14 protein-coding genes are annotated in these 16925 nt (G+C 73.1%); 8 read left to right on the top strand and 6 right to left on the bottom strand.

Annotated features, from left to right (window positions below; all coding sequences use genetic code 11):
• Positions 1-53: 53 nt before the first annotated feature.
• Positions 54-1049 carry a stage II sporulation protein M gene (locus tag ABFX46_RS03810; RefSeq protein WP_346039915.1) on the top strand — a complete coding sequence of 332 codons (996 nt, stop codon included), beginning with the start codon at positions 54-56 and terminating at the stop codon, positions 1047-1049.
• 8 nt (positions 1050-1057) lie between these two features.
• Here ABFX46_RS03810 and ABFX46_RS03805 read toward each other — a convergent pair whose 3' ends face one another.
• From ABFX46_RS03805 to ABFX46_RS03785, 5 genes are read right to left on the bottom strand one after another with little or no spacing between them, the layout of a single operon-like run.
• Positions 1058-2350 carry a DUF58 domain-containing protein gene (locus ABFX46_RS03805; RefSeq protein WP_346039914.1) on the bottom strand — a complete coding sequence of 431 codons (1293 nt, stop codon included), beginning with the start codon at positions 2348-2350 and terminating at the stop codon, positions 1058-1060.
• Complete coding sequence (locus ABFX46_RS03800; RefSeq protein WP_428831210.1) at positions 2350-3318, bottom strand: AAA family ATPase; 969 nt, start codon at positions 3316-3318, stop codon at positions 2350-2352. The genes ABFX46_RS03805 and ABFX46_RS03800 overlap by 1 nt, the downstream gene beginning before the upstream one ends.
• Positions 3319-3371: 53 nt before the next feature.
• On the bottom strand, positions 3372-4565 hold the full coding sequence (locus ABFX46_RS03795) for a DUF4350 domain-containing protein (protein WP_346039913.1): 1194 nt from the start codon (positions 4563-4565) through the stop codon (positions 3372-3374).
• The gene (locus tag ABFX46_RS03790) at positions 4559-5236 is read right to left on the bottom strand and encodes a DUF4129 domain-containing protein (RefSeq protein WP_346039912.1); all 678 of its coding nucleotides are present in this window, start codon (positions 5234-5236) and stop codon (positions 4559-4561) included. The genes ABFX46_RS03795 and ABFX46_RS03790 overlap by 7 nt, the downstream gene beginning before the upstream one ends.
• Entirely contained in the window at positions 5233-6327 is a 1095-nt protein-coding gene (locus ABFX46_RS03785; RefSeq protein WP_346039911.1) for a hypothetical protein, read from the bottom strand. Before ABFX46_RS03785 ends, ABFX46_RS03790 begins: the two co-directional genes overlap by 4 nt.
• 262 nt (positions 6328-6589) lie before the next feature.
• Here ABFX46_RS03785 and mtrA point away from each other — a divergent pair, with 262 nt between their 5' ends.
• The 7 genes from mtrA to ABFX46_RS03750 all read left to right on the top strand — a co-directional run bounded on the left by mtrA (position 6590) and on the right by ABFX46_RS03750 (position 16090).
• Complete coding sequence (mtrA, locus tag ABFX46_RS03780) at positions 6590-7267, top strand: MtrAB system response regulator MtrA (protein ID WP_021598338.1); 678 nt, start codon at positions 6590-6592, stop codon at positions 7265-7267.
• Between the two features lie 135 nt (positions 7268-7402).
• Entirely contained in the window at positions 7403-9028 is a 1626-nt protein-coding gene (gene mtrB, locus ABFX46_RS03775) for an MtrAB system histidine kinase MtrB (RefSeq protein ID WP_346039910.1), read from the top strand.
• On the top strand, positions 9025-10833 hold the full coding sequence (locus tag ABFX46_RS03770) for an LpqB family beta-propeller domain-containing protein (protein WP_346039909.1): 1809 nt from the start codon (positions 9025-9027) through the stop codon (positions 10831-10833). The genes mtrB and ABFX46_RS03770 overlap by 4 nt, the downstream gene beginning before the upstream one ends.
• Before the next feature lie 322 nt (positions 10834-11155).
• A complete protein-coding gene (locus ABFX46_RS03765; RefSeq protein ID WP_346039908.1) occupies positions 11156-11929 on the top strand; it encodes a ComF family protein in 774 nt (257 codons plus the stop codon).
• Positions 11930-12747: 818 nt separating this feature from the next.
• Positions 12748-13407: a ribosome hibernation-promoting factor, HPF/YfiA family gene (gene hpf, locus ABFX46_RS03760; protein WP_163063983.1), complete on the top strand. Its 660-nt coding sequence runs from the start codon at positions 12748-12750 to the stop codon at positions 13405-13407.
• Between the two features lie 297 nt (positions 13408-13704).
• On the top strand, positions 13705-14469 hold the full coding sequence (locus tag ABFX46_RS03755) for a response regulator (RefSeq protein ID WP_163063984.1): 765 nt from the start codon (positions 13705-13707) through the stop codon (positions 14467-14469).
• Between the two features lie 151 nt (positions 14470-14620).
• Positions 14621-16090: a winged helix-turn-helix domain-containing protein gene (locus tag ABFX46_RS03750; RefSeq protein WP_346039907.1), complete on the top strand. Its 1470-nt coding sequence runs from the start codon at positions 14621-14623 to the stop codon at positions 16088-16090.
• Between the two features lie 452 nt (positions 16091-16542).
• Here ABFX46_RS03750 and ABFX46_RS03745 read toward each other — a convergent pair whose 3' ends face one another.
• Positions 16543-16872 (bottom strand): HGxxPAAW family protein, encoded by a 330-nt coding sequence (locus tag ABFX46_RS03745; protein WP_346039906.1) that lies wholly within the window; start codon positions 16870-16872, stop codon positions 16543-16545.
• Positions 16873-16925: the final 53 nt, after the last annotated feature.

Raw genomic sequence — 16925 nt, 5'->3', positions numbered from 1 at the left:
GGGTGGTCGGTCCATTTTGCCGGTTCGGTGAGCCGACACGTTAGTCTCGCCGGGTGGACGTCGACGCCTACGTGGCCGCGCACAACGCCGACTGGATGCGCCTGGAGCACCTCATCAACCGCAGGCGCAGGCTATCGGGCGCCGAGGCCGACGAACTGGTCGAGCTGTACCAGCGGACGGCGACGCACCTGTCGGTCGTCCGGTCCAGTTCGCCCGACCCGCAGCTGGTGAGCCGGCTGTCGTCGCTGGTGGCGCGCGGCAGGGCGGCGGTGGCCGGCGCCCACGCGCCGCTCTGGCGGGACGTCACCCGCTTCGCGACCGTGACGTTCCCGGTCGTCGCGTACCGGATGAAGTGGTGGTGGCTCGGCAACGCCGTCCTCGGCAACCTGCTCGCCCTCGCGCTCGCGATCTGGGTGGTGCACAGCCCGGAGGTGCAGGCGAGCATCGGCACGCCGCAGGAGATCCGCGAGCTGGTCGACCACGACTTCGCCAACTACTACACCGAGCACTCGGCGGCGTCGTTCGCGTTCCAGGTATGGGTGAACAACGCCTGGGTGTCGGCGATCGCGCTGATCTTCGGGATCCTGCTCGGCATCCCGACCGTGTACGTGCTGCTGATGAACCAGCTCAACCTGGGGCTGATCGGCGGGCTGATGTTCGCGAACGGCAAGGGCGACGTGTTCTTCGGGCTGATCCTCCCGCACGGCCTGCTGGAGCTGACCGCCGTCTACCTGGCCGTCGCGGGCGGCCTGAAACTCGGCTGGACGATCATCGACCCGGGCCCGCGCCGCCGCGGCCAGGCCCTCGCCGAGGAGGGCCGCGCCGCCGTCAGCATCGCGATCGGGCTCGTCGCGGTGCTGCTGGTGTCCGGCCTGATCGAGGGCTTCGTGACGGGCTGGGTGCACATCACCTGGCTGCGCATCGCGATCGGCGTCGTCGCCGAGGCCGCCTTCCTCAGCTACGTGATCGTCCTCGGCCGCCGCGCCACCCGCCAGGGCGAGACCGGCGACGCCGACCTCCGCCCCGACACCGCCCCCGTCGCCGGCTGACGGGCGGATCAGAGTCTGCCCGCGGCTTTGAGGGCGAGGTAGGCGTCGGCCAGGGCGGGGGCTATCTCGTCGGGTGGGGCGTCCACGACTTCTACGCCGTGGCCGCGGAGTTCGGCGGTGAGGCGGTGGCGCTCGGCGCGGGCGCGCTCGGCGGCGGCCGCGTCGTACACGGCCGCGAGGTCGCCGCGCGCGGACGCCATCTCGCCGACGCGCGGGTCCGACACGGCGGCGATCATGACCAGGTGCCGGGCGGTGAGCTGCGGCAGGAGCGGCAGGAGCCCCTCCTCCATCGCGGCCGTGTTCAGCTCGGTCAGCAGCACGACCAGGCACCGCTGCCGGACGCGCGCCATCAGCGTCGACACCATCCCGGCCGCGTCGCATTCGAGGAGCTCCGGCTCCAGCGGGGCCATGGCGTGCACCATCGCGGGCAGCAGGTCCGTCCGGGACGCGCCCTCCACGCGGGCCCGGACGCGCCGGTCGTAGGCGAGCAGGTCGACGCGGTCGCCGGCGCGGGACGCCAGGGCGCCGAGCAGCAGCGCCGCGTCCATCGAGCAGTCCAGCCGGGGGATGTCGCCGACCCGGCCGGCGGACGTGCGGCCCGTGTCGAGCACCAGGTAGATCCGCCGGTCGCGCTCGGGCCTCCAGGTCCGGACGACGACGTCGCCGCGCCGCGCGGTGGCCCGCCAGTCGATGGACCGGACGTCGTCGCCGTCCACGTACTCGCGCAGCGAGTCGAACTCGGTGCCCTGCCCGCGGATCAGCGCGACGTGCGCGCCGGTCAGCTCGCGCAGCCGCGCCAGCTTCGCCGGCAGGTGGCGGCGGGACGGGAACGCAGGCAGGGCCCGCACCGTCCAGGGGGCGGAGCGGGAGAGCTGCCGCGCGGCCAGCCCGAGCGGCCCGACGGAGCGGACGACGACGGTGACGGCCTTGCGGTCGCCGCGCCGCGTCGGCGTCAGCGCCATGTCGACGCGGCGCCGCTCACCGGCCGGCACGTCGACCTTGACCGTGCGGGGCGCGGCGCCCGCGCTGGGCGGCCACACGTCCCGCAGCCTGGCCTTGAGGCGCCGCCGGCCGAGGTTCTCCACGATCAGCGCGACCTGGGCGGTCTCGCCGAGGCGCACGTTGGTGTCGCCCGCGCGGTGGAAGCGCAGCGCCCGCACGTTCCCGGCCAGGGCGAGGTCGGCGACGACGCCGAGCAGCAGGGCGCCCCACACCGCGAACAGCGTCCACCAGCTCGGCGCGATCAGCGGGACGAGCGCGCCGAGCAGGGCCAGCAGCCCCAGGCGTCCGGTCAGCGCCATCAGCGCGGGGCGGGGACGTGGGCGAGGATGCCCTCCAGCACGCCGTCGGCGGTCGCGCCCTCCAGCTCCGCCTCGGGACGCAGCTGGACGCGGTGCCGCAGCGTCGGCCGGGCCAGCGCCTTCACGTCGTCCGGCGTGACGTAGTCGCGGCCCGACAGCCACGCCCACGCGCGGGACGTCGCCAGCAGCGCCGTCGCACCGCGCGGCGAGACGCCGAGCTGCAGCGACGGGGACTGGCGGGTCGCCCGGCACAGGTCCACGACGTAGGCGGCGACCTTGGGGTCGAGGTGGACGGTCCTGACGGCGGCCTGGCCCGCGGCGAGCTCACCCGCGCCCGCGACCGCCTTCACCGCCGACAGGTCGCGCGGGTCGAACCCGGTCGCGTGCCGCTGGAGCATGGCGATCTCCTCGTCCCGCGTGGGGACGGGCACGGTCAGCTTCACGAGGAACCGGTCGAGCTGGGCTTCGGGCAGGGGGTAGGTGCCCTCGTACTCGATCGGGTTCTGCGTCGCGCACACCACGAAGGGGTCGGGCAGAGCGCGCGCGGCGCCCTCTACCGAGACCTGACGCTCTTCCATGGCCTCCAGGAGGGACGCCTGCGTCTTCGGCGGCGTCCGGTTGATCTCGTCGGCGAGCAGGAGGTTGGTGAAGACGGGGCCCTCGCGGAACTCGAACTCCGCCGTCCGGTTGTCGTAGACCAGCGATCCGGTGACGTCACCGGGCATCAGGTCGGGGGTGAACTGGACGCGCTTGAAGTCCAGGTCGAGGGCCCGCGACAGCGTCTTGATGAGCAGCGTCTTGGCGGTGCCCGGGACGCCCTCCAGCAGCACGTGGCCGCGGCACAGCAGCGCGATGACGAGGCCGGTCACCACGGAGTCCTGGCCGACGACCGTCTTGGCGACCTCACCGCGCAGCGCCGTCAGCGCCGCGCGGGCCGTCTCGGCCTGCCGCCGGGCCTCCTCGGACAGCGCGGCCGGCCCGCTGCCGGGCACGTCGTCCTTCCCGAGCTCTACAGGGGTGTTCAAGACTGCCGTACCTGCCTTTCCAGGTCGTCGAGGACGTCGGTGAGGGCGATGAGCCCGGCGTCGTCCAAGGGTTCGGGACCGTACAGGGCCGCCCCGACGTACGTCTCGTCGTAGGCCGTGCGGCGGGCGACCGTCGCGACGATCTCCTGTGCGGCGGAGGGATCCTGCGCGCTGCCGAGGGGCAGCCCGAGGAGGGGGACGAGCCGCTCGCGGGCGCCCGAGCGCAGCGCGTCCGACGCGCGGTCGCGGGCGCGGCCGGCCCGGTACAGGCGGGCGCGCCCCTCGACCGTCTCCGCGGACCGGACGATGACGGGCAGCGCCTCCGCGACGACCGGGCCGAGCCGGCGGGCCCGCCACAGGGCCACCAGCAGCACCGCCACCAGCAGCTCCAGGAAGAACAGCTTGACGCCGAACGGCAGCAGGTCGCCGAGCGACTGCCGCCCGGCGGCCTCGCCGGGCTCCGGCAGGTTCGGGACGAGCCACACCGTCGTCCTGCCGGCCCCGGCCAGGTTCATGGCGAGCGCGGCGTTGCCCTCCTCGGCGAGCCGCCGGTTCGTCAGCGGCGAGGCCGACCCGAGCACGGTGACCGTCCGGGACCCGGTCGACACCTGGACGACCCGGGCGCCGCCGTACTCGGTCGGGTAGCACGCCGTCCCCGGGCCGGTGATCTCGTAGGTCTCCGACTCGTGGAAGGCGACCGTCCCGGCGAGGGACGCGACCGGCAGCGCGCAGCCCGGCGCGGCGGTCTCCTCGAAGCTCGGGCCGCTGCGCCGCACCTGCGGGGCGATCTCGTCCAGCGCGTACGCCGTCGGCCGGACGAGGAGCAGATCGACCTGCGTCCCGCTCAGCATCCGCAGGTCGTCGTCGGTGAGCCGCTCGGTGCGCGTCACGACCAGGGTGTCGTTCGGCTCGGTGGCGACGAGGGCGTCCTGGACGGTCCGCGACACGACCACCGGGGTGCCGTGCTGCTGGAGGATCTCCGCGAGCGCCCGCGCGCCGTCCTGCTTCGGCGACTCGGGGTCGAGCGCCTCCGGCGGCGTCGACGGGCGCAGCGCCGCCAGGATCACCGCGATCACGGCCAGCGCGAGCAGCACCGCGACGACGCCGCGCGCCGACCGCCAGCGGCGGCCCGCGACCTGCCGCGCGGACGGCTCGGCCGGCGCGGACTCGGGCCGGGCCCGCGTCACCACCGCGGGCCCCCGTCCCCGTCGGCCCCGGCCAGGCTGAGGTCGTCGCTCTCCAGCGGCTTCGGCTTCATCGCCCGCAGCCGCTCGTCCAGGTCCGTCATCCGCGCGTACCCCTCCGCGGTCCCCGGGCGGTCGCCGTACCAGACGTCATCGAAGATCCGCACGCCCGCCGCCAGCTCGTCCGCCAGCTCCGGCACGGCCTCGCCCGCCTCGGCCGCCAGCTCGTCCGCGGTCCGGCCGGGGCGCGCCGCGAGCACCGCCCGCTCCTCCAGGTCGCGGGCGATCGCGCGGAGCCGCTCGCGGATCGCCTCGGCCCACTGCCCGGCCGCCGCGTGCCGCTCGGCCGCCGCCCGGTGGTCGAGCGCCGTGGACGGCGCCTCGTCCAGCAGCGGGTCCGTGCGGGAGCGGAGGTTGCGCCGGCCCCACATCAGCCACACCACCAGCCCGACCGCGACGAGCGCGATGATCACGATGATCGCGATGGACACCCAGCCGCCGCCGCTGCCCTGCGACCCCGGGTTCGGCGCCCGGTTGAACAGGTCCTGCAGCCACTCGGCGAACTCGTCCCACCAGCGCTCCAGCATCGACGGCCTGTCGCGCTGGTAGATCTGCTTCTCCAGCTCGCGGCGGGCCAGCTCGCGGGCCTCGTCGCGGCCGATCGGGTCGAGGATCACGGGTTCGCTCCCGTCCACGGTCGGGCGGGCACCGGATCGGTCCGCCAGAGGTCGATGAACCCGTCCTCGCGCGCGCCGCCCGGGTCGGCACCGGCGGCACCGGCGGCTCCGGCGGCGGCGGCCGTGATCGCGGCGGCGGACCGGCCCCGGCTGCGCAGCTCCAGGTCGAAGCCCTCGCGGCGCATCCGCCGGTCCATGTAGAGCAGCGCGATCACGCCCGCGTCGAACGGCAGCACCACCGACCAGCTGACGATCCGGCCGGCCGTGTCGACCGCGAGCGCGCCCATCGTCGCCTCGCTGCCGGACGCGTCCCCGAAGAAGACCAGCTGCACGAACAGGAACGGGATGCGGAGCGCGAAGAAGCCCATGAACACGGTCACGAGCAGCGCGAGCAGCAGCGTCCCGCAGGTCCGGAACCAGCGGCCCTTGGACAGGGCGACGGCCCGGCGCAGCGCGCCCGTCACCGTCCGCCGCTCCAGGACGACCGCCGGGACCGCCTGCACGAACAGGATGTACAGCCACACCATCAGGCCGATGCCGACCGGGAACCCGAAGATCCCGGCGAGCGCGCCGAACGCCGGGTGCGCGTCCACCGCGATCAGCGCGAAGAACGGCACGGCCGGCAGCAGCAGCGCGCCCAGCGAGAGGCCCATGACGGCCAGCGCGGTGCCGACGAGCCGTCCGAGGCGCGGGCGGGCGTCCCGCCACGCCTGCCGCGGCGCGATCGGCAGCCCGACCAGCTCGCGGCCGAGGATCGGCGCCATCAGCCCCGCCATCAGCAGGATCCCGAACGCCGACAGCACCAGCCCGAGCACGGTCAGGGTGGCCTGCGCGCCGAGCGACTCCAGCAGCACCTCGGGGGTGACCTCGTCGCGGGCCTCGTCGCCGATGAAGAAGTACGCGGCGACCGAGCTCGCCACCTGGATCACCGTGCTGATCGCCACCGACAGGCCCAGCGTGGTGCGCGGCCGGCGGCGGATCCCGGCGATCGCGCCGTCCAGCATCTCCGAGACGGACATGGGACGGAACGGGACGCCCCGCACCACATCGGTGGCGTCGGCGTCGTCGTCCCAGCCGTCCGGTCCCGGCATTCTCGGCTCCCTGCGTTCCCAGCGGTGCGGTTTCCCTGCGGTCTCTGAGCGGGTCAGGTCATCCTGTCATGTACGGGATGTCAACCTTGCGCTGGTTTGAGGAGTCACCTGTACGATCCGAGCCGCCCACCCGATGCGGGGGAGCCATGTACGACGCAAACGCGGGTAACCTTGCACGCCAAGGTATATCTCTCCCTGGCAAGGTGGCGCCGGAGCATCGCGCCCCACTCCACCGAACCCCGATTTTGTGACGATGAGGGCCATGAGAGGACGTGTACTGGTCGTCGACGACGATCTCGCACTCGCCGAAATGCTCGGCATCGTGCTGCGTGGCGAGGGCTTCGAACCCTCGTTCGTGCACGACGGCGACAAGGCGCTCGAGGCGTTCCGGGAGACCCGGCCGGACCTCGTGCTGCTCGACCTGATGCTGCCGGGGGCCGACGGCATCGACGTCTGCCGGCAGATCCGCGCCGAGTCCGGCGTGCCGATCGTCATGCTGACGGCCAAGAGCGACACCGTGGACGTCGTCCTCGGCCTGGAGTCGGGCGCCGACGACTACATCGTCAAGCCGTTCAAGCCCAAGGAGCTGGTGGCCCGCGTCCGCGCGCGGCTGCGCCGCACCGACGAGCCCGCGCCCGAGACCCTGCAGATCGGCGACATCACCATCGACGTCGCCGGCCACTCGGTCAAGCGCGGCGACCGGCACATCCCGCTGACCCCGCTGGAGTTCGACCTGCTCGTCGCCCTCGCCCGCAAGCCGCGCCAGGTGTTCACCCGCGAGGTGCTGCTGGAGCAGGTGTGGGGCTACCGGCACGCGGCCGACACCCGGCTGGTCAACGTGCACGTCCAGCGGCTCCGCGCCAAGATCGAGAAGGACCCCGAGCGTCCCGAGATCGTCGTCACCGTGCGCGGTGTCGGCTACAAGGCCGGGCCCGCCTGAGCCCCCGCCGCTCCCTCCCCTTTCCCCGGCACAGCGCCCCGTTCCCCGTTGCGGTGACACGCCGATGACCGTCCAGTACGTCCCGACCCAGGGTGGGTCCGCCCGCCGCCTCGCGAACCCCTCATGAAAGCCGACATGAGGCGGGCGATCCGGTACGTCCGGCGCGGGCTGATCGCGCTGCGGCGCGTGCTGAGCTCCGCCATCGGCGCCGCCTACCTGCGCTGGCGCCGGTCGATCCAGGTACGCGTCGTCACCTCCACGCTGTTCATCTCGGCGATCGTGGTGGCGATCCTGGGCGCGTTCCTGATGCAGCAGATGTCGTCCGCGCTGATGGACGGCAAGGTCAAGGCGGCACGGCTCCAACTGGACGACGGCCTGGCGCAGGTCCAGCGCGACCTGGGCAACTCCGCCGGGGACGGCAGCAGGCTCAACTCGACGATCGACCGGTTGAAGTCGCGTAGCGGGCCGTCCGGGCTCTATGAGGTCTACATCCGCGACACCAACGAGCAGTACTTCGACGGGTACACGACCAACGAGCTGCGCCCGGAGAGCGTCCCCAAGCGGCTTCGCGAAGAGCTCAAGACGGCACCGGCCGGTTCGCGCGCGTACACCTACGGCAAGCTCTCCTACCTCGGCGGCAGGGCCGACGAGCGCGGCCTCATCGTCGGCGGACGGACGGGCCAGTTCGAGCTGTACTACCTGTTCCCGCTGACGCAGGAACAGCAGACCCTCACCAATGTGAGCCGCTCCCTGGCCGGGGTGGGCATCGTCCTGGTGCTGCTCTTGGCCGCGATCGCCTCGCTGGTCACCCGGCAGGTCGTCATCCCGGTGCGGCTCGCCGCGCAGGGCGCGCAGAGACTCGCCGCGGGACGCCTGGAAGAGCGCATGAGGGTCCGCGGCGAGGACGACCTGGCCCGCCTCGCCCGCTCCTTCAACGACATGGCCGCCAACCTCCAGGAGAAGATCGGCGAGCTGGAGGACCTGTCGCAGGTGCAGCGCCAGTTCGTCTCCGACGTCTCGCACGAGCTGCGCACGCCGCTGACCACGATCAGGATCGCGGCCGACATGCTCTACGAGTACCGCGACACCTTCGACGACCCCGCCGTCGGACGGTCCGCCGAGCTGCTGCAGAGCCAGCTGGAGCGGTTCGAGTCGCTGCTCGCCGACCTGCTGGAGATCAGCCGGCACGACGCGGGCGCCGCGACGCTGGACGCCGAGTCCCTCGACATGCGCGACCTCGTGCTGCGCGTCGTCGGCGACATCCAGGGCCTCGCCGAGCGCAAGGGCAGCAAGGTCGTCCTGCAGCTGCCCGGCGAACCCTGCATGGCCGAGGTCGACCGGCGCCGCGTCGAGCGCATCCTGCGCAACCTCGTCGTCAACGCCGTCGAGCACGGCGAGGGGGAGGACATCATCATCTCCGTCGCCGCCGACCGCGACGCCGTCGCCGTCGCCGTCCGCGACCACGGGGTCGGCCTGAAGCCCGGGGAGGGGCAGATGGTCTTCGACCGCTTCTGGCGCGCCGACCCGGCCCGCGCCCGCACCACCGGCGGCACCGGGCTCGGCCTGTCGATCTCCCGGGAGGACGCGCAGCTCCACGGCGGATGGCTGCAGGCCTGGGGGGAGCCCGGCGCGGGCTCCCAGTTCCGCCTGTCGCTGCCCCGCGTCGCCGGGGCCGAGCTGCGCGGCTCGCCGCTGCCGCTCGTCCCGCCCGGCGCCGGCGACGCGCGGCCGCTGTTCGCGGAACTGGAGGCCGGCGAATGAGCGCCTGCGCCCGCCGGACCCGCCGGGCCCACCGGGTCACCGGCCTGCTGACGCTGGCCGTCCTCGTCCTCGGCGGCGCCGGCTGCGCGAGCGTGCCGAGCGGCGGGCAGGTCGTCAGCGGCAAGCCCGCCGAGCGCGCCGAACGCGTCGACGACCCCTACGTCCGGCTCATCCCGGTCAAGCCGCGGCCCGACTGGGGGCCCGCCGAGATCGTCTCGGGGTTCCTCGCCGCGTCCGGCAGCTTCGACGACGGCCACAAGGTCGCGAAGATGTACCTGAGCGGGCAGACGTCCTGGAACCCGGGGCTGCGGCCCTTCGTGACCGTCCTCGCGAGCCGCGTCACCGACCCGCACGTGATCAAGCAGTCGGGGAACCAGGCGACCGTCCGGATCACCGGCGACCAGCTCGGCACGATCACCGCCGACGGCCAGTACACCGCGGCCCCGAAGCCCTTCGACGCCGCCTTCCAGCTCGCCAAGACGCCGCAGGGCGTCTGGCGCATCACCGGCCTGCCCGGCGACGAGAAGTCGGGCCTGCTGCTCACCAAGGACGACGTGGAGCGCGCCATGCGCACCGTCAACCTCTTCTTCTTCGCGCCGGACCGGCACACCCTCGTCCCCAACGGGGTGTTCCTCCCGGTCGCGAACCGGCAGTCGCTGCCGACCCAGCTCGTCCAGGCCCTGCTCGCCGGGCCCACCTCCTGGCTGTCGGGCGCCGTCGACAGCGCCTTCCCCGAGGGCACCCGGCTGCGCCGCGGCGTCCAGGTCGACAAGGAGGTCGCCACCGTCGACCTCACCGGGCAGGCCCGCGGCGGCGACGTCGAGCGCATGTCGGCGCAGCTCAGCTGGACCATGCGGCAGCTCTCGGAGATCAAGCAGTGGCGGCTGCGGATCGAGGGGGAGACCGTCGTCCCCGACGGCATGGACGCCACGCAGCCGGTGAACGCGTGGGAGGAGAACTCCCCGGACGGCGGCGCGACGCAGGAGGGCGCCCACCAGAACGCCTACGTCGTCGGCCCGTCCGGCTACCTCGGCACCCTGGAGGGCGACCGCGCCCAGCCGGTCGTCACCGGGCCCGCCGGGCGGCTGTCCCGCCCCGCCGTCTCGCCCGGCTACCAGGAGTTCGCCGGGCTGAGCAGCGACGCGACGCAGGTCCTCGTCGCCGCGCCCGTCACCGGCGCGCCCGCGCCCCGCGTCCTGCTCACCGCGCACGACGGCGCCCGCTTCACCGCCCCGTCCTGGAGCCGCGACGGCACTCTGTGGGTCGTGGAGACCAAGAAGGACGAATCGTGGCTGTGGGTGCGCCGCCCCGGCAAGGGCTTCGTGCGCGCCGCCCACTGGGGCCTCGGCGGCCGCGAGGTTCTCGCCTTCCGCGTCGCCCGCGACGGCGTCCGCGCCGTCGTGATCGCCGGCATCGACGGCCGCCCCCAGGTGCAGCTCGGCCGCATCGCCCACGACCCGGACGGCTCCCTGGACGTCGGCTCGTTCCTGCCGGTCAGCTCCGAGCTCCAGGACGCCGTCGACCTCGCCTGGCGCGACTACGGCACCCTCGCCGTCCTCGGCCGCGCGAAGCGCGACTCGCAGACCCTGCCGTTCCTGATGCCGATCAGCGGCAGCGCCATCACGTCCCTGGGCGTCGGCTCCCTCGGCGAACCCCGCACCATCGCCGCCGCCCCCGGCGCCCCGATCCTGATCGGCACCCGCTCGTCCGGCAAGGACCAGATCTGCCGCCAACGCACCCCCACCAACTCCTACAGCCCCTGGATCTGCCCCACCCCCGCCAAGGACCCCACCTACCCCCGCTAACCCACCCCAGCACACGGAAAACGGGTCACCCCACCCCAGCCAAGGACCCCGGCCTATCCCCGCTAAGCCGCCCCCATCGGACGGGTGAGAGACAGGTCGCCCCACCCCGGCTGAGGACCCCACCTACCCCGCGAGCCGTCTCGCAGCGGGCGGAGCGGGAAGCGGAAATCCGAGCTGAACGCTCGCGGGCGGAACACCCGCATCCAGGATCGTGCCGTCCGCCGGGCTTGCGAAGCGAAGTGCGCAACTGTGGATAACGGCGGTTATCCACAGTTGCGGGAGTGACGGACGCGAGGCGGGGCGGGGCGGCATCGTCGGGGGCGTGGGAATTCTCGATGACTTGATCGATCTGCTGCTGCCCGAGCGGTGCGCGGGGTGCGGGCAGCAGCCCGTGCTGCTCTGCGACGGGTGCGGGAGGGCTCTCCGCGCGTCCGCACGGCCCGCCAGGGCCGCGCCGGCCGGTCTCCCGCCTCTGTGGACGGTGGCCGCCTATGAGGGCCCTCTGCGCGCGATCCTGGCCGCCTACAAGGAACGCGGCCGGACGTCCCTCGCCGTCCCGCTGGGGGAGGCCCTGGCAACCTCCCTCCAAGCCGCCCTCGCCCCGGACCGGCGCGCCTGCCGCGGGAGCGCGCCGGGCCCCGACCCTCCGGCTGCGAGCGACGCACTGCCCCGGGGCCGCCCGGCCGCGCCGGCGCCGGTGATGGCCGACGCCGCGGTCCGAATGCCGACCGTGGTGTGGGTGCCCTCGGGGCGGGGGGCCGTGCGGCGGCGGGGACATGACCCCCTGCGGGGGCTGGTCGAGGCCGCGGTACGGCGCCTGCGGGCGGAGGGCGTGCCGCTGACCATGCTGGACGCCCTCCGGCAGCGCGGTCGTGTCGCCGACCAGGCCGGGCTCACGGCAGACCAGCGCGCGGCCAACCTGCGCGGCGCCATCGAGGCGAGGGCCGACGTGGCCGGCCGCCAGGTCGTGCTGGTCGACGACGTGGTCACGACCGGCGCCTCGCTGGCTGAAGCGGCACGCGCCCTGCGAGCCGCAGGCGCGGCCATCACCGGCGCGGCCACCATCGCCGCCACCCCCCGCCGCCGCCCCTGGTGAGCCGTCCGCCGCGCCGTGGCGCCGTTACCGGTGGGGCGTTGGGGTGGCCGAGGGGTGCAGGCGGTCTTGCCGGACTGTGAGCGGCCGCCGTTCCAGGTGAGCCGTAGAGGTGGGCGAATGGTGACTTTCTTCACTTTTGAGGCGGGGGGTGGTGGTTAGCTACGTGGAGTAGTTGGAGGGTGTCCGGCTTGGTCAGGGTTGTGGGGGTGGGTGGGGTTATTTGGGTCACATTGCGTCGTTGAGGGGGTAGAGCTTTCCTCAAACTCACCTGGGGGCCAGTCGGGGCTGACCTGGGCGGGTGCGGGGAGCGGGAGCGCCCTGCGCACCGGGGTTCACGGCTGGTGATGGGGTGTCCCGGTGCGGGTGGGGGTACCCGCTGTGGCAGGCGTCGATGACGGTCCGTGAGTTTTTCCTCCGTCCACCCCCCTGACATTCGTCGCGTAAGGGGTTAGCGTTCCTGACATGGCACCCGCCCGGGTCCGTGGTTGCGTCGGATCGCAGTGCTCGTCAGGAGCACGGCAGACGGTCCGGCTAGCCGATGCCAGGCGCAGGCGAAACGGCCCACGTAAGGCGACTTCTCGTCGACCGATCACGGTGCGCCTTAGAGGTAAGTCCTGCCCCATCGGGGGATCCGACATCCCCCGAACCGGGAGAAGGGCAGTAGTGGCGAGAGCGCCGCGAGCCCCTCAGCAGGCGGATGTGGGGACGAAGACCAGGTCGGCCGGGCGGGTGCGACCCACCGTCCTGTGGTGCCCGTCCGGGACCGGCAGGGGTCCCGGGGAGGGTGACAGCGCAACCGGGAGAAGGGGGGTCCCCGCGTGAACATCACCGTTAGGGGCCGGCACACCGAGGTCAACGACAGGTTCCGTCGGCACGTCGACAACAAACTGGCCAAGATCGAACGACTCGACCAGAAGGTGATCCGCGTTGATGTGGAGGTGTCCGAGGAACGCAACCCGCGGCTGGCCGACCAGCGCGAACGGGTGGAGCTCACGATCCGCTCCCGCGGCCCGGTGATCCGGGCCGAGGCCGCCGCCGACGACCGGTACGGCGCCCTCGACCTCGCGCTCGACAAGCTGGAGTCGCGGCTGCGCCGCGGCTCCGAACGGCGCAAGGGCCACGGCCTGAAGAACTACGGCAAGAACGGCAAGGGCCGTGCCAAGCTCGCCACAATGGAGACGCTCCCCGAGGCGCTCCCCGAACCCGTCCCTGAAGCGGCGGAGGCGGCCCCGGCGCCGGCCGAGCCCGTCTCCCGCGACGAGAACCTCGTGCCGATCCCCATGGACGGCGACGGCCCCCTCGTCGTCCGCGAGAAATTCCACAAGGCCGAGCCGATGGGCATCGAGCAGGCCCTTTTCGAGATGGAACTCGTCGGCCACGACTTTTTCCTGTACCGCGACAAGGCCACCGGGCACCCCTCGGTCGTATACCGGAGAAGAGGCTGGGACTACGGAGTGATCAGGCTCGTCGAAGAGTGAGCCCTCCCGCCCGCCGGAGGAGGGCGCGGTGATGGGGTGGACGCGTCACGTCACCGCCGGAACCATGTCATGATCTGAAAAGGCGCATCAGCCGATCCACGGGCGCTGCGCGTCCCGGGAACCTTCCCGGGACGCGCAGCGGTTGATCGGGAGACACCCCGGTCCGAAATCCCCCGGGATCGCCCCCGGACCCCGTAAGTTCCCGAGGACGATCCCGTTGGACGACAACCCTCCGGTAATTCCAGATCGCTGAGTAGTGAAGGGGGGAAGCGGCGTCTTCTCCACGCCGCGACTCTGGTGAGCGAGAATCCCGAGCCTCGCGACGCCGCGGCGGTACCCCGTCCGACCGGCGCCGACGCCGCCCCCGCCGGCCGGGAGGCGCCGCCGCCCGGAGCGGCCGACCCCATCCGCGTGCTCATCGTCGACGACCACGCGCTGTTCCGGCGGGGGCTGGAGATGGTCCTCCAGGGCGAGGACGACATCGAGGTCATCGGCGAGGGCGGCGACGGGCACGAGGCCGTCGAGATGGCCGGCGACCTGCTGCCCGACGTCGTCCTGATGGACATCCGGATGCCGCGCCGCAGCGGCATCGAGGCGTGCACCGCCATCAAGGACGCCGCCCCCAGCGCGAAGATCGTCATGCTGACCATCAGCGACGAGGAGGAGGACCTCTTCGAGGCGATCAAGGCCGGGGCCAGCGGCTACCTGCTCAAGGAGATCTCCATCGACGAGGTCCCGCAGGCGGTCCGCGCGGTGTACGGCGGCCAGTCGCTGATCAGCCCCTCGATGGCGTCCAAGCTGATCACCGAGTTCGCCGCGCTGGCCAAGCGCAGCGAGGAGCGGACGCAGCAGGTCCCCGCACCGCGCCTCACCGAGCGCGAGATGGAGGTGCTGCGCCTCGTCGCCCGCGGCCTCGGCAACCGGGAGATCGCCCGCGAGCTGTTCATCTCCGAGAACACGGTGAAGAACCACGTCCGCAACATCCTGGAGAAGCTCCAGCTCCACTCCCGGATGGAGGCCGTCGTCTACGCCGTCCGCGAGAAGCTCCTGGAGATCACCTGACCACCCCGCCGGCCCCCGCGGGATCGGCCGGAGGCCCGTCGCAGGCCGGGCGGCGGCCCGGCGTTCGCACGCGGGCGAGACCGGCAATCCGGTTTTGTCGGTGTTGTGCCGTAGCATCGCGAGCGTGGTAGAGGCAGCTTCCGGTACAGGTATGTCCGACGAGGTCCGGCTCGGCGCGGACGACGCGCGGCGGCTCCAGTTGCGCGCCCAGGGCTTCCTGGGCGCGCGCCCGAAGGGCGGGGTCCCCGCGATGCTGGAGCGGCTCGGCGCCGTCCAGCTCGACACGATCTCGGTCCTCGCGCGCTCCCACGAGCTGGTGCCGTACGCGCGCCTGGGCCCGGTGAAGCGCACCGCCATCGAGGCCGCCTACTGGGGCAACGGCTCCCGCCCCACCGAGCGGCGCGCCCCCAACGGGGCCGGACGGAGCGAACGCGCCCGCCCGAAGCAAGGCCAAGCCAAGCCCGGCGACGGCGGTGTCGCGCCCGGCGGAGGCGAGAGCAACGGCGGCGTGCCCGGCGGCGGCGGTGTCGCACCCGGCGGAGGCGAGACCAATGGAGGCGTGCCCGGTGGAGGCGGTGTCGTGTCCGTTGAGGGCGAGATCAACGGCGGCGTGCCCGGTGGAGGCGGTAGGCGTGGATCCGGCACGTCCGACAGAAGCACGGGGTATCCGGCGTTCGAGTACTGGGCGCATGCGGCGTCTGTGATCCCCATGGCCGACTGGCCGCTGTTCGCGTTCCGGAGGCGCGCCTACCTGGAGCGCGGGTGGCGGTGGCACAAGGTGCCGGAGGGCGTCTGCGACGACGTCCGCGCCCGCCTGAAGGCGGACGGCCCCCTCACCACCAAGGAGCTGGGCGGCGCCAAGGCGAGCGCCGAGTGGTGGGACTGGAGCGACCACAAGATCGGCATCGAGTGGCTGCTGGACATCGGCGAGGTCGTCTGCGTCGAGCGGGTCGGCTGGCGCCGCGTCTACGACCTCGCCGAGCGCGCCGTCCCGCCGGAACTGCTCGCACAGGACCTGGACGACGACGCCTGCCTGACCGCGCTGGTGGCCCGTGCCGGACGTGCGCTGGGTGTCGCGACCCGCGCCGACCTCGCCGACTACTACCGGATCAGGCAGGACCAGGTCGACCGCGTGATCGAGGCGACCGGGCTCGTCCCTGCCAGGGTGGACGGGTGGTCCCAGCCCGCCTGGGCCGACCCTGAGGCGCTCTCAAGCCCGCCCAGGGGCAGGCATGCCACCACGCTGCTCTCCCCGTTCGACTCGCTCGTCTGGGACCGCGCCCGCGCCTCCCGCGTCTTCGGCTTCGACCACCGCCTGGAGGCGTACGTCCCGAAGGACAAGCGCGTCCACGGGTACTTCGCGATGCCGCTCCTCGCCGGCGGCCGCCTCATCGGACGCGTCGACCCCGCCCGCGAGGGACGCACCCTCATCGCCCGCCAGGCGTCCCTGGAGCCCTGGGCCACCCGAACCGCGGCCCGCACGGAGTCCTCCGCGGCGGCCCTCGCCACGGCCCTCTGGCGAGCCGCCGCCTGGGTCGGCTGCGACGACGTCCGCGTAGAGCGCACACCCCTCCCCCCGGCCCTGCTGAAGAACGCCCTGGCCGCCACAACCCCCGCCTGACCACCAGCAGCCCGCCCGACCACCCGCGACCACAAGCACTCCGGGTTCTGACAGCCGACAGCCCATCCGGCGCCCGGCGACCGTCGCAACCTGGGGCCGACCAAGCTGCCGGCGGCAGCACCTCGCGGTCGCCGTGTGCTGTGGGCAACGTCGGGGTCGTTGGGTCGTTGGGTCGTTGGGTCGTTGGGGCGCTGGCCGCTCGGCGATCGCCATCGCTCCCGGGTTCTGGCCGTCGGCGGCTCGTCCGGGCGGCCCGGTGACCGTCGCGGCCTGGGGTTCCCGGTCTCCCTGCCGGCAGCGGCCCACGGTCGCGGTGTGCTCTGGCGGTGCGAGGGCGTGGGGTGCTGGACGTCCTCGGGGGCGCTGTGCGGGGAATCGGGTGGGGTGGAGGGGTGTTGAAAGAACGTGAAAAAAGGGGCGCGGCACCACGGGATGCCTGAGGGGCGCCGGGGTCAGCCGTGCGGGGTGTCCTCGGTGTCGGTCGAGACCGGGATGTCGAGGATCTCGCCCTGGTCGCCGCCGCGGCGCTTGTCCGAGCGTGCGCCGAACAGCGAGTAGTCGACGATTTCGGGGATGACGCGCGGCGCGTCCACGACCACGTCGGCGAACAGGTGGACCATCCAGCTGACCAGGAAACCGACGACCACGATGCCGACGCCGACCCAGAACATGATCCACATCGGGCCGAGGCAGAGCGCGACGCCGCCGACGACGAAACCGGCGAATATGATGCCGACGGCGATCCACGAGCTCGGCTGGCCGGCGTGGGACCCTTCTGACATTGCGCCTCCCATCCTGTGCGGTGTGAGAGATCCTCTCCGGGACCCGGAAAGTC

Source organism: Actinomadura chokoriensis, assembly GCF_039529475.1.
Lineage (GTDB): Bacteria > Actinomycetota > Actinomycetes > Streptosporangiales > Streptosporangiaceae > Spirillospora > Spirillospora bangladeshensis.
This window is presented reverse-complemented; position numbering and strand designations above follow the sequence as displayed.

What these genes read in the sequence shown, in the direction of transcription:
- ABFX46_RS03770 (WP_346039909.1), top strand. Translation starts at nt 9,025, where the DNA reads ATGAGCGCCTGCGCCCGCCGGACCCGCCGGGCCCACCGGGTCACCGGC.
- mtrA (WP_021598338.1), top strand. Translation starts at nt 6,590, where the DNA reads ATGAGAGGACGTGTACTGGTCGTCGACGACGATCTCGCACTCGCCGAA.
- ABFX46_RS03745 (WP_346039906.1), bottom strand. Translation starts at nt 16,872, where the DNA reads ATGTCAGAAGGGTCCCACGCCGGCCAGCCGAGCTCGTGGATCGCCGTC.
- ABFX46_RS03785 (WP_346039911.1), bottom strand. Translation starts at nt 6,327, where the DNA reads ATGCCGGGACCGGACGGCTGGGACGACGACGCCGACGCCACCGATGTG.
- mtrB (WP_346039910.1), top strand. Translation starts at nt 7,403, where the DNA reads ATGAGGCGGGCGATCCGGTACGTCCGGCGCGGGCTGATCGCGCTGCGG.
- ABFX46_RS03805 (WP_346039914.1), bottom strand. Translation starts at nt 2,350, where the DNA reads ATGGCGCTGACCGGACGCCTGGGGCTGCTGGCCCTGCTCGGCGCGCTC.
- ABFX46_RS03750 (WP_346039907.1), top strand. Translation starts at nt 14,621, where the DNA reads ATGTCCGACGAGGTCCGGCTCGGCGCGGACGACGCGCGGCGGCTCCAG.